The following is a 14,012-nucleotide window of genomic DNA, read 5'->3' as shown; positions in this document are numbered from 1 at the left end:
TTTTTACAATTTTAAATTAAATCCAAGTGTAAGAATTCTAGATTGTGGTACAACCTGACTATCTACACCTAATGTTAAGTTATTACCGGTAACCGATGAAATGATCTCAGGATCAAACCCATCGTAACCTGTAACCGTAAGTAAATTTGTGGCTTGTACGTAAACACGTAATAAATCAAGACCAATCTTATTTGCTACTTTATCAGGGAAAGCATAACCTAATTGAACATTTTTTAAACGTAAGTAAGAACCGTCTTCAACAAAGTATGAATTTGGTTGTGTTTCACTATTTTGAATAGAATTACTTAATGCAGGTAAAGTAGCATTTGTATTCGTTGGTGTCCAAGAATCTAAAACTCTTACACTTCTATTACCATCAACAAATGTTGGGAAATCAGTAAATATCTTAGTGTAATTGTAAATGTCATTTCCTTGAGAACCTTGTAAGAATAATGAAAGGTCAAAAGCTTTGTAGCCTAAATTAAAGTTGAAACCATATGTGAAATCTGGGTGTGGAGAACCAATAAAAGTTCTGTCGTCATCATCAATTACGGTGTCACCGTTAACATCTCTATATTCAAATCTACCTTCATCTGTAAAACCGATTACTTCTCTACCGAAGAAAGAAGAAATAGGCTGACCAACTTGGGTTCTAGATACTGCACCACCACGGAAACTGTCATCACCAGTTTGGAACTCACTGATCCAATCGGTTACTTCATTTTTGTATTTTGAAAAGTTTACATCAAAGCCATATTTCCATCCTGATTCAGTTTCGTCCTTGTAACGTAGATTGATGTCAAAACCAGTATTGGTTACATTACCTGCATTTACATAAGGTGCTCCTGCATCAATTGCAGTTGTACTGATCAAACTGTTGTCTTGAACAATTAAATCTTTGGTTTTAATGTTGAACCATTCAAAATCTAAATTTAATTTATCATTAAAGAATCCAAGTTCAATACCTGCATTGATTGCTTCACTGGTTTCCCATTTTAAATTTGGGTTACCAACAGCAGATAATAATGCTCCTGTTGCTATAGAGCTACCATCAATAGCATAATTAGATAAACTTTCATTTAGTGAAGAAATGTTGATTGTAGGGTTACTAGCTGGTAAAGATTGATTACCTAATTGACCCCATGAACCTTTTAGTTTGAACCAGCTTAAAGCTGAATCAGAAGAAATAAAATCTTCTTTACTAACTACCCAAGCACCACTAATTGATGGAAATGTGTCACTTTTATTATCTCCAGCAAAACGTGAAGATGTATCATTACGTAAAGTACCTGTAATAAAATATTTGTCAGCATAAGAATACGTTGCAGAACCAAATAAGGAATACAAACTAGTAGTAGCGTCATAGGCATTGTCAATGTTAGGTGTACCACTACCATTGTTTAATAAGTAAAAGTCTGGTGTTTCAAATAAGAAACCGGTTCTACTTACTTGTTTCCCTTTAATACCGTCTTCAACAGACTCAATACCTACTAAAGCGTCAATTTTACTGTTTTCAAAGGTTTTTTTATAGTTTAAGGTATTTGTGAAAGTCCATGAATAACCATCTTGGTTTAGCTCTGTAAGTTGATTGGTTCCTAATGGCTCACTATGCTCAGGATCTAATGCTTGAAAACTTCGAGTATTAAATGAGTTAATTGTTCCACCAAAATTAGTTTTAAACGTTAGGCCATTTGCTATTTCAGCAGATAAGTAGATATCACCTAAAACCCTAAGTGTCTTATTAAAGTTATCACTTGCTCTACTTAATTGAGCTAACGGGCTTCTTGAGTTACCTGTTCCTTGGGCTCCTGTACCTGCAAAATTACCATTATCATCATATAAAGGAATTAATGGGCTACTTCTTACGGCTTCTTCATATCTAGCTCCGGCACCACCTTGGTTTCCGTTTGAATAGGCTGTGCTAAAGTGTTGACCAATACGAACTTTATCTCCTAGTTTAAATTCAGAGTTTAATCGAATTTGACCTATTTTATAAAATGTGTTTACAAGATTACTTGGATTGTTCAAGAAATTTGCGGAAAGTGAATACTTACTGTTTTCCTCACCATTAGCAATAGAGAATGCAACACTTTGAATAATTGATGTTCTAGTAATAGCATCTATCCAATCTGTGCCATTTGGATTTACAGCAGCCGATGCGTCACCTCTTACGATAGGGTCATAAGAAACTACTCTTGTATAACCATTTAATGATGAAGGAACAACTGCAGATGAACCATTACCATATTGTGGGTGATCAAACACTGTACCATCGTTTGCTGAACTTTGAAACAATACATCTCCTAACTGTTGTGCATTTAAAAATTCAGGAGTGTTTGCTATTGAAGAAAACCCAGTGTATGTGTCAACAGATACAATTGGTTTGTCCATATTATAACCACCACCTTTAGTTGTAATAATTACTACCCCGTTAGATGCTCTTGCACCATATATAGCAGCTGCACCATCTTTTAGGACGTTCATTTGATCAATGTCGTTCGGGTTAATACTGTTTAATACAAATGGGTCATCTGTTTGTAGACCATCAATAATAAACAATGGGTTGGTATTGTTACTAGTACCAAAACCACGAATGTTAATTTTTGGTGGGCTACCTGGTGTAGCATTCTGTACTACAGTTACACCACTTACACGACCTTGTAAAGCAGAAGCAGCATTTACAACTGGTGCTTTCGTTGCTTCAGATACATCTACAGATGCTACCGAGCCTGTTAGATCACCTCTTGTTTGTTGAGAATACCCTAATACAATAACTTCGTCTAGAGCAGCAGCATCTTCAGCTAAAGTTGCATTCACACTTGATTGACCATTTACAGCTATCTCAGTGCTTTTAAACCCTATATAGCTAAATACTAAAGTTGCGCCATCAGATACGTTTAAGGTATAATTACCGTCAAAATCTGTTTGCGTACCATTCGTTGTTCCTTTTTCGACAACATTGGCTCCTGGTAGTGGTTGGCCTGTGTCATCTAAAACGGTACCCGTAATAGTAGATTGAACTGTTTTTACTTCAACTTTATTTGAAGCACTTGTGTTTTCATTTGCTTGTACCATTTGGGTGCCTAAGCAAACGATCATCGATAAAATTCCAGATTTAAAAAAGGAAGACCTTTTTCCAGATTTCATCAACGTGTAATCACGTTTTTGATTCATAATCCTTGTTGTTTGTTAGTTTAAATTAATTAAGTAGATTTTGTATTATTTAAATTTTTTAGTTGCAGTATTAAATGTTAAAAAAATCAAAATCTGGTATAATAATAGCAATTTTACTTGAATTACCGTAAGTATAGTTGTATTTTTTTATTAGGCTAATATTACTCATATAAGCTATTGTTATTGTAATTAATTGTATTAATAGGCGTAATTATTGGGTTATCAATAATTTAGGGTTGATATAATTTGTAAATCATTAAGTTCTTTTTTTAACATTTTTGTTGTTAAATGTAAGAAAATATCTAAAGATAATTTTATAATTTACAACGTTATAGTTAGTGAATTTTACATTCTAATTTTTATGAATGTGTGGACATAGAAAACTTCAAAACGATTTTTTTTTGGATGATTTTTAATGTTGAAAAGTAGAAATTATTAATAATTTTCCATCGAAGTTCGTGGTGCAGAATAGGTAGTTGTTTCCACCGTCTTTAATGCCTAGTTTTTTTCTGATTTTTTCAACCGAATCGGGGAAGTTTCTTGTGGTGATATTGGCTTTGGAAATCCCTGTTTTTTTAAATGTTTTCTTTGAGTAATCATAAATATCTTCAACTTTAAATATACGCCCAGGGAACTCAATTAATTTTTCTGATGTGTATAAATGAGAATTAGGGTGAAGTTTATATAAGTTGAAATGCTTTCCTATAAAATGAAACGAACCAGATTTTAAAATGGATGCGTTTGGTTCATATATATATGCCAAAGGCTCTGAATATTCAGAGATTGTATGTTCCTCGTCGCTTATATTAAAATTGAACTCTTGTACGTTATTAGATTTAAAATTTACTGTTTTTATAAGAGTTTCACTATTAAAACCCTTTTCAATTAGCCAAAGTAGCTCTTTTACATCATTGTTAACAGCTACGATGTGTATCTCTTTTACAGATCCCAATTCTTTTAGACCGCTTTTAATATCTAACAATGGTCCGGTTTTAATAATTAGATTCGAAGATTTTGACAGTAAAAGATGCATGTTGCTTATTACATTGGGTTCGCAATCAGCTAAGTAATATACTTTTTTGTTGTTCTTGTCTCTTCTCGATGGGTCTACATAAAGCCAATTATATGTGTTAGAGGTGTTATTCAAAAATGCTAATCCATCTTCTGAAATACATTTTATATTAGTAATGCCCATTTGGGCGAAATTGTAATCTGCAATTTTAGATAGAGCTTCGTTTTTTTCGAGGTAAGTGACTTGGTTTACTTTACGGGAAAACGCAAATGAATCTACCCCAAAACCACCAGTTATATCAATTAAAGAATTGCCTTCTATTAATGAAGCTTTGTAATTTGCCGTAATTTCTGATGAAGTCTGTGAAAGATTAAGTTTGTTAGGATAATATATATTTTTGGTTTTAAACCATGTAGGTAATTTTGATTTTGCCCTTACTTTCGACTCGATTTGTTCAGCCAACTCTTTTTGGCTGACATTGTTGAACTTTGGTTTTGATAAAATGATTTTGTGAATATCGGTCTTTAGGTTATCATCAATAAAATTTTGTACTTCACTACTTATTAATTCTTTATTCACAACAATCTAAAGATTATGGGTCAAAGATTTTACTATTTGATTATCATAAAGAAATTCTTTTAAAATAACTTTAATAGCAGTATATCCAGGAACAGCTACTATCATACCTACGGTACCAAATAATAAGCCTGCAATAATGATAACCAAGAAAATCTCTAAGGGATGAGACTTTACGCTATTTGAAAATATAAAAGGTTGGGAGAAAAAATTGTCTACCAATTGCCCTATTAGCAATCCTATAAATACATAACCTGTTTTTGGTAATATTACTTCACTAAAATCAGAACCCAAATTACTGGTCATGGTCAATGTCAACATTATAACGCCACCAATTATAGGACCTATGTAAGGTATGATATTAAAAAGGGCGCATAAAAAAGCTATAACTACTGCATTTTCAATACCGACTATAAGTAAGACAATCGTGTAAATGACAAATAGAATAAAAATCTGTAGTAAAAGACCAACAAAGTATCTTGACAATAATCCATTAATTTTTCCAATTGAATTGGTGGTGCCTTTCTTCTTGCCTACTGGAACGAAAATCAATAAACCGTGTTCAAATAATTTACTGTCCTTTAAAAAGAAAAAAGAAATAAAAAGAACTGAAAATAAACCAATACTCGCCGTGCTCAAGATGTTTAAAAAGGAGTTCAAAAAATTCGGGATAAAACCAATATCCAAACCTTGTAGAATATTTTGTTCTAAACCAGAATCGTCAATTACATCTTCTACTATATGCGATGATAAGCCTAGGTAGTTTGTAATTTGATGGTATAATGTATTTAAGCTTTTCTGCAATTCGTCTATATCAAGTAACGACAGGTTTTTGCCTTGCTCTGTTAACAATGGTATGAATAGAGCTATAATACCTGCCAACAAACCCACCATGAGAACCATTGTGATGATAACTGCCAGTATATTTGGTAATTTAAGCCGTAATCTAAAAAAGCGTACTAGTGGGCTGCCTATTAATGCGATAACTGCTGCAATTGCCAAATACGCGATAACAGATTGTATGGTATATAAAAAATAGAGTAAAATGGCTATGCCAACTAATACACCTATTGCTCTTAATATGCCTTGCGATATGGTTTTTGCGGTCATTGATTAGTTTTTAAAGGCATAAGTTATAATATTGGCGCCCATTTGTAGCGCTTTTTCTCTTACCTCTGCAGGGTCATTATGCACCGATGGATCTTCCCAGCCATCACCTAAATCTGATTCTGATGTAAACAATAATACGATTCTATTGTTTTTTGATATGGCAAAGGCTTGCGGGCGCTGTCCATCATGCTCATGAATTTTTGGCAACCCTTTTGGAAAGGAATAGGTGTTTTTAAATATTTGATGTTCGGCACCTAACTCCTCTAGTTCTGTATTTGGAAAAAGCTTTTTGATTTCTCTAGTGATATAAGGCTTCATGCCATAATTGTCATCAATATGTAAAAATCCACCGGATAAAAGGTAGTTTTTTAAGTTTTCTATTTCTTGATCAGAAAACACAACATTACCGTGCCCTGTCATATGTAAAAAGGGATATTGAAAAATGGAACTACTACCAACTTCTACGGTTTCTGGTTTACTGTTTATGGTTGTGTCAATATTATTGTTGCAATAGGTGATTAAGTTAGGTAATGCAGTGGGGTTGGCATACCAATCTCCACCACCTTGATATTTTAAAATAGCTATTTCTTGGGCATTGGCAGACCAATTTAAAACTAATATGAAAAAGCATAAGACATATATAATTCTTTTCATATTCAAATCTACAAAAATAGGTTGTGATAAATAAAAAGGGTTTTTGGCTATTTACTTTTAGCCATTGTTAATGGTTGCTATAATAGTGCAAGCTACGATTGCGGCAGTTTCTGTTCTTAATCTTGTTTTGCCCATAGCAACAGGGGCGTATCCTTCTTGCATAGCATTTTTAATCTCTTCGGGAGAAAAATCACCTTCAGGACCTATTAAAATAGTAACATCTTTATCTGCAGCGACCCTTCTTTTTAGTTCATGCCTTTCGGTGTCTTCACAATGCGCAATAAATTGTAGTTCAGCAGCTGGTTTTTCTAAAAATTCAGAAAAACTAATGGGTTCGTTTAGTTTAGGTAGATATGTTTGCAAAGATTGCTTCATGGCTGATTCTAACACACGTTGCATACGCTCAAGTTTTAATACTTTGCGTTCTGATCTGTCACAAATGATAGGTGTTATTTCATCAATGCCTATTTCGGTAGCTTTTTCTAAAAACCACTCAAAACGATCATTCATTTTTGTTGGTGCAACTGCTATATGTAACCAATGAGATTTTGGATGGGTTTTTTTAGAGGACACAAGTTCTACCTCACATTTTTTTAAATTATCCCCAATTATTTTTGCTTCAAATAAATAACCATAACCATTTGTAATCCAAAGCTGGTCACCATTTTTTTTTCTCAAAACCTTTATGATGTGCTTACTTTCATTACTATCGAAAATGAAAGTGGCATCAGTGTCTTTTATATCTGGATTATAAAATAATTGCATGTGGTTTTTTTAAAAGCTATGATATAACATACCTGGCTTTAGCCGTTACATCTTGTTGAGAAAATTTCTCGTTCTTGTATTTTTGATAGCCTACAATACCTATCATGGCAGCATTGTCAGTGCAATACTCGAATTTAGGAATATAGGTTTTCCATCCAAACTTAACTTGAGCTTCAACCAGTGCATTTCTAATACCGGAATTGGCTGATACTCCACCGCCAATGGCAATTTCTTTTATACCAGTCTGTTTTACGGCTTTTTTCAATTTTCTCATCAATATAGTGATGATCGTATATTGAATGGAAGCACAAATATCCTCTAAATTGTTCTTGATAAAATCCGGATTCTCTTTCGTTTGTCTTTGAATAAAGTATAAAATATTGGTTTTTAATCCGCTAAAACTAAAATCCAAGTCTTTTACATTTGGTATGGTGAATTCAAATTTATGAGGATTGCCAGTTCTTGCATATTTGTCTATTAATGGTCCGCCAGGGTAGGGTAGACCTAAAATTTTCGCACTCTTATCGAATGCTTCACCAACTGCGTCATCTAAAGTTTGCCCAATAATTTTCATATCAAAGAAATCATTGACTTGAACTACTTGCGTATGACCACCACTAATGGTCAATGCCAAAAAAGGAAATGATGGTGCCTTCATAGTTTCGTCATCTATAAAATGAGCTAAAATATGGGCTTTCATGTGGTTAACTTCAATAAGAGGTATTTGTAAACCTAATGATAAAGATTTTGCAAATGAGGTGCCTACAAGTAATGAGCCCATTAGTCCAGGTCCGCGTGTAAATGCTATGGCTGATAATTGTTTTTTATCGATATTTGCTTTGGCTATGGCTTGATGAACGACAGGGACTATATTTTGTTGATGCGCTCTTGAAGCAAGTTCTGGTACAACCCCTCCGTATTCTTCGTGAATAGCCTGGGTAGCCACGACATTACTGAGCACTTTATCGTTCATTAAAACTGCCGCAGAAGTGTCGTCACAAGAAGATTCTATAGCAAGTATATAAATTGTATCGTGTTCAGACATATTTGGAATAAAATTTGAACAACAAAGGTAAAACATAAAGACCTATCAAAAAACTGAGAAAAATATTGGTTAGAACATTATTGGTGCTTTTGCTGATATGTGTTTTAGGTACTATAATATTTTCACTGCCGGTGGTACAGACCTTGCTGGCACAGTTTGCTACGAAAAAAATTAACGATCAGTATGGTACGCATATCAATATTGAGCGCTTAAAGGTTTCTTTGATTTCATGGAATACGGGTTTGGAAGGGATCTATATTGAAGATTACAAACAAGACACTTTGTTTTATGTAAATGAGCTTAAAACCTCTATTCTTAGCATAGGTAATTTAGCTCAAGGTAATTTAGAATTCGGAGATATAGATGTTGATGCTCTGAATTTTAAGCTTAAAACGTATTTCGGCGAAACAAATACTAATTTAGAGGTTTTCGTAGATAAACTAGATAATGGCAAACCACGCGAGCCAGGTACGCCACCTTTTAGTCTTTCTTCATCTAATGTAGATATTGAGAATAGTAGGTTTAAGTATATAGATGAAAATCTAAATAATGCAACTGTCTTAAATTTTGATAGTCTCAATATAATCGCAGGAGATTTTTTAATTTTAGGTCCTGAGGTTTCTGCAGATATTCAAGAAATGTCCTTCTTTAGTAATAGAGGATTAAAAGTTGATAGATTAGCAACAAATTTTAAGTATACAAAGCAGCAAATGCGCTTTGATTCTTTGCAAATACAAACTCCACTTTCTGCTTTAGATGGTAGTTTGGTATTTAATTATGACCGAAAAGATTTTGCGGATTTCTTGAACAAAGTTAATGTGGTAGCAGAGTTTAAAGAATCTAAGGTTGCTTTTGATGAAGTCAACTTGCTTTACAATGAATTTGGTAAGGGAAAAGAAGTAACGTTCAACGCCAATGTCAACGGAGTTTTAAATGATCTTAATACCGATGATCTCTTCCTGTTTTCTGATGATACCGGTATACGTGGCGATTTTAATTTTAAAAATTTATTTAACAAGCAAAAACCTTTCAGTTTAAATGCTGAAATGAAAAATGTAACAAGCAGTTATTATCAACTAAATGCTTTATTACCAAATTTAATTGGCAAGTCATTACCTTCTTCTTTTAGTAAGCTTGGGCAATTTACTATTCGTGGTAATGCTTTTATTACCAATTCTTCAGTAGATGCAAAAGTAAATTTAAACACTGCTGTAGGTAGCAGTTATGCGGATATTGTACTAAGTGATTTTAATAATATTGACAATGCTACCTATAAAGGATTTATCTCTTTAATAGATTTTGATTTAGGTGATTTTACTGAAAATAAAAACCTAGGAAAAACGACTTTGGATTTCAACGTAGAAGGAAAAGGTTTTGTGAAAGAGAAATTGAATACCGAGGTTATAGGGCAAATATATTCTATAGAATTTAATAACTACAATTATCAAGATTTACGAGTTTCAGGTCTAATTAAAGATCAGTTGTTCGATGGTTCTTTAATCAGTAATGACGAGAATTTTAAATTTGATTTTAAGGGTCTGGCCAATGTGGCGGAAACAAGAAATAATTTCAACTTTATAGCTTCTGTAGATTATGCCGATCTTAAGAAGTTGAATATTATAAATGATAGTGTTTCTGTGTTTAAGGGTAACGTTAGTATGGATATTACCGGTACTACCTTAGATAATATTACGGGTGATATCAACTTCACGCAAACGAGCTATCAAAACGTAAATGATACTTATTATTTCGAAGATTTTGCAGTGACCTCTAGCTTTGGTGAGGATCGCGAGCGCACTATCAATATAAACTCACCAGATATAATTACCGGTTTTATGAAGGGTAATTTTAAAGTGAGGGAATTGGGTAAACTTGTACAAAACTCTTTGGGTAGTATTTATACAAATTATAGACCTTTTCAAATATCTGATGGTCAAAACCTTTCCTTTAATTTTAAGATCTATAATAAGATTGTAGATGTATTCTTTCCAGAAGTACGTTTTGATCCCAACACTTTTATAAAAGGTAATATAGTAGCTGATGATGGTGATTTTAAGCTCAATTTTGCGTCACCAAGTATAGAGGCTTTTGGTACGGCTGCCGATAGTATTGAGGTGAGAATTGATAATAAGAACCCGCTCTTCAATACTTTCGTTTCTGTAAGCGAGTTAGATACACCATATTATAATTTTAAAGATTTTAATCTAATTAACACCACTCTAAAAGATACCTTGTTCTTTAGGTCTGAATTTAAGGGAGGTAGTGAATTTAACGATTCATATAACCTGAACTTTTATCATACGTTTAATAAGGATAATAAATCTGTTATTGGCCTAAAAACTTCCGATGTTAATTTTAAAGGAAATAAATGGGTATTGAATAAAGATGGTGATACCAAAAACAAGGTTATACTAAATAGAACTTTAGATAGCATTACAATCCAAGAAATTGTAATGAACAATGAAGAAAAGGAGCAGATTCGATTAAAAGGCCAATTGGCAGATTCAACATATAAAGATCTGCAGCTTCAGTTCAAAATAGTTTCTTTAGATAAAATAACACCTGTAATAGATAGTCTAAAATTACAAGGAGAGGTTAACGGTACTTTGAACGTACTCCAAAAAGACGGAATCTACTTACCATCGTCAAATTTAAATATTGTTGATTTTGGAATTAACCGTATTCCTTTAGGAGATTTAGCAATCAATATTATCGGTAATAAAGATTTGACCGAGTTTCAGGTAAATTCTCAATTGTCTGACAATAAGCAAGAAAAATTTAGTGTTGTTGGTAGTATTGAAAATAAAGGAAAAATACCTAAAGCAAACCTAATCGCCAATTTCAATAATTTTGGTTTAGAGCCATTTAGTCCCTTAGGCGAAGGTGTTATAGACCATATACGTGGTGATATTGATGGTAGGGTCAAGATAGAAGGTAATGTGGATAATCCTGATTTTAATGGTCTGTTAACTTTAGATAATGCAGGTATTGCCGTGCCGTATTTAAATGTCGATTATGGTTTTGCACCCCGTTCAAGAGTAATACTTAAAAATCAGACTTTCGACTTTGAAAATATAGCATTGGAAGATGTCACAAAAGGCACACGAGCTAATTTAGATGGTACAATTACCCATAGCTTTTTTAAAGATTGGGTTTTGGATCTGAATGTAGATACCAAGAATGATAAATTCTTAATTCTTAATACGGAGTTTAAAGAGGGGGAATTATACTATGGTACCGGTTATTTGAATGGTACGGGTCGTATTTATGGTCCAACAACGGCATTGAACATTACGGTCGATGGATCTACGGCAAAAGGTACATCACTAAAAATTCCTTTAAGTGATGTGGTAAGTGTAGGTGATTATTCCTTCATTAATTTTTTAGAAAAGAAAGATAAGTTAAGAATTGAAAACCAACGTCAATTAAAAGATTATCAAGGTCTTGAGTTAGAATTTAACCTTGATGTAACGCCTGATGCCGAAGTTGAAATTGTGACCGATACCAAAACAGGAAGCTCTCTGAAGGGTACCGGTGTGGGTATTATATTGATACAAATCAATACCAATGGTAAATTTGAAATGTACGGGGACTATGTTGTAGTTACCGGTGAGTTCAATTATAAGTTTGGGGGAATCATAGATAAGAAATTTAAGGTAGAGCCCGGTGGTACTATAAATTGGGATCAAAAACCTTTAGAAGCTATTTTAGATATGGAGGCGGTGTATTCTTTAAATGCCAATCCGGCACCTTTGCTTGATGACGCAGGTTTTACTAGAAGAATACCTACTGATGTAATTATTAGTCTAACAGGTCAACTTCAAAAACCGGATATCGATTTTGGTATTGATTTTCCGGGTACGAACTCCATCGTCAAATCTGAATTGGAATATCGTTTACAGGATCCAACGGTCGAAGAAAAAAATGCCATATTCTTATTGGCACAAGGTACATTCGTAAATTCTCAAAGTGGTATCAATCAACAAGCGATAACAGGTAACTTGGTTCAAAGTGCATCCAGTATTCTAAACTCTATATTAAGCGGTGGTAATGATAAATTTAATCTTGGTCTATCTTATGAGCAAGGTATATTGGATCGATCAGCAGATATTGAAACCGATGATAGAATAGGGGTTACGGTATCTACCCAAATATCAGATAGAATATTGTTCAATGGTAAAGTGGGTGTTCCGGTTGGCGCATCTAGTGAAACCTTGGTTGCGGGTGATTTTGAAATCCAGGTATTGCTGAATGAAGAAGGTACGCTAAGTGCTAATTTCTTTAGTAGGCAGAGTGAGATACAAGCCTATTTGTCAGATCAACAAGGCTCCACTCAAGGAGCGGGAATATCTTATGAGGTAGATTTCAATAATTTTAAAGAACTTTTTCAAAAGATCTTGGTGACTAAGCCAGTAATTGAAGAAGAACCGGTAAAAGTAATTGAAACCCCATCTTCGGTTATGGGTAATGATAGTTTAATACGGTTTTATGATAAGCCTAAATCATTAAATTAAAAAGCCATTTCTTCTCTTTTTTGCATTAAATAACAAATTTTAACAATTTGAATATTAATCTGTTATAGCGAAATCCTTTTCGTTGATTTTTTCTTAAAATACGACTAACCTTTATTCAGTTTTTGACTTAGATTTATTAATTTCGTTAGCTTAAATTTTTCAATGTCTTCAGAAATAAAAAAAATAGCAGTACTTACTTCAGGGGGTGATTCTCCAGGTATGAATGCTGCCATAAGATCAGTTGTTCGTACATGTGCCTACATGAAGGTGGATTGTGTTGCAGTCTACAGAGGGTACCAAGGTATGATAGAGGGGGATTTTAAACCTATGGATGCGCGTAGCGTAAATAATATTATCAATAAAGGAGGTACTATTCTAAAATCTGCACGATGTGACGATTTTAGAACTCCCGAAGGTAGAAAGACAGCGCACGATCAACTACTAAAAGCTGGTATAGATGCATTTGTGGTTATAGGCGGTGATGGTAGCTTTACAGGTGCCATGATTTTTAATAGAGAATATAACTTTCCTGTTATAGGTATTCCCGGTACTATTGATAACGATATTTTTGGTACTACGTTTACTTTAGGTTTCGACACAGCTTTAAATACGGTAGTAGAGTGTATCGATAAAATTAGAGATACGGCAAGTTCTCATAACAGACTGTTCTTTGTAGAAGTTATGGGTAGAGATGTTGGGCACATAGCATTGAACGCAGGTGTTGGTGCAGGTGCCGAGGAAATCTTGATTCCAGAAGAAAATTTAGGGTTGGATCGATTGCTTGAGTCTTTAAAGAGAAGTAAAGAATCTGGTAAGTCTTCAAGTATCGTAATCGTTGCAGAAGGTGATAAATCTGGTAAAAACGTATTTGAACTTAAAGAATATGTTGAGGAGCATTTGCCAATTTACGATGTTCGTGTATCGGTATTAGGCCATATGCAAAGAGGTGGTGCGCCATCTTGTTACGATCGAGTTCTTGCTAGTAGAATGGGTGTTAAAGCGGTAGAGGCTTTGCTAGAGGGTAAAACCAATCTAATGGTTGGTATTCAAGATAATATGCTTACCCTTACGCCGATCAATAAGGCAATCAAAGGGCATACAAAAATTGATAAGGAGCTTATAAGGGTTTCAGAAATAATGACTACATAATATTAAAAATTAA

At 33.7% G+C, this 14,012-nt stretch carries 8 protein-coding genes; 2 read left to right on the top strand and 6 right to left on the bottom strand.

All coding sequences use genetic code 11. The features are described 5' to 3' along the window. Positions 1 to 3: 3 nt before the first annotated feature. The 6 genes from SJY30_RS07205 to tsaD form a co-directional block, all read right to left on the bottom strand. Complete coding sequence (locus SJY30_RS07205; protein ID WP_396634894.1) at positions 4 to 3,174, bottom strand: SusC/RagA family TonB-linked outer membrane protein; 3,171 nt, start codon at positions 3,172 to 3,174, stop codon at positions 4 to 6. A 412-nt stretch (positions 3,175 to 3,586) separates the two neighbouring features. Next, complete coding sequence (locus SJY30_RS07200) at positions 3,587 to 4,765, bottom strand: RsmD family RNA methyltransferase (RefSeq protein ID WP_396634893.1); 1,179 nt, start codon at positions 4,763 to 4,765, stop codon at positions 3,587 to 3,589. A 6-nt stretch (positions 4,766 to 4,771) separates the two neighbouring features. Beyond that, a complete protein-coding gene (locus tag SJY30_RS07195) occupies positions 4,772 to 5,872 on the bottom strand; it encodes an AI-2E family transporter (protein ID WP_396634892.1) in 1,101 nt (366 codons plus the stop codon). 3 nt (positions 5,873 to 5,875) lie between these two features. After that, positions 5,876 to 6,526, bottom strand: a complete 651-nt coding sequence (locus SJY30_RS07190) for a DUF4159 domain-containing protein (RefSeq protein WP_396634891.1) — start codon at positions 6,524 to 6,526, stop codon at positions 5,876 to 5,878. Positions 6,527 to 6,583: 57 nt separating this feature from the next. Further along, positions 6,584 to 7,291, bottom strand: a complete 708-nt coding sequence (locus tag SJY30_RS07185) for a 16S rRNA (uracil(1498)-N(3))-methyltransferase (RefSeq protein WP_396634890.1) — start codon at positions 7,289 to 7,291, stop codon at positions 6,584 to 6,586. Between the two features lie 16 nt (positions 7,292 to 7,307). Next, the gene (gene tsaD / locus SJY30_RS07180) at positions 7,308 to 8,336 is read right to left on the bottom strand and encodes a tRNA (adenosine(37)-N6)-threonylcarbamoyltransferase complex transferase subunit TsaD (RefSeq protein ID WP_396634889.1); all 1,029 of its coding nucleotides are present in this window, start codon (positions 8,334 to 8,336) and stop codon (positions 7,308 to 7,310) included. 65 nt (positions 8,337 to 8,401) lie between these two features. On the opposite strand from tsaD, the gene SJY30_RS07175 reads away from it, so the two are divergent. Continuing rightward, positions 8,402 to 12,850 carry a translocation/assembly module TamB domain-containing protein gene (locus SJY30_RS07175; RefSeq protein ID WP_396634888.1) on the top strand — a complete coding sequence of 1,483 codons (4,449 nt, stop codon included), beginning with the start codon at positions 8,402 to 8,404 and terminating at the stop codon, positions 12,848 to 12,850. Positions 12,851 to 13,012: 162 nt separating this feature from the next. Further along, the gene (gene pfkA / locus SJY30_RS07170; protein ID WP_396634887.1) at positions 13,013 to 13,999 is read left to right on the top strand and encodes a 6-phosphofructokinase; all 987 of its coding nucleotides are present in this window, start codon (positions 13,013 to 13,015) and stop codon (positions 13,997 to 13,999) included. Positions 14,000 to 14,012: the final 13 nt, after the last annotated feature.

This window comes from Maribacter sp. R86514, from assembly GCF_044597005.1.
Classification (GTDB): Bacteria; Bacteroidota; Bacteroidia; order Flavobacteriales; family Flavobacteriaceae; genus Maribacter.
Note: the sequence above shows the minus strand (reverse complement) of the source record. Positions and strands in the feature narration are given on the sequence as shown.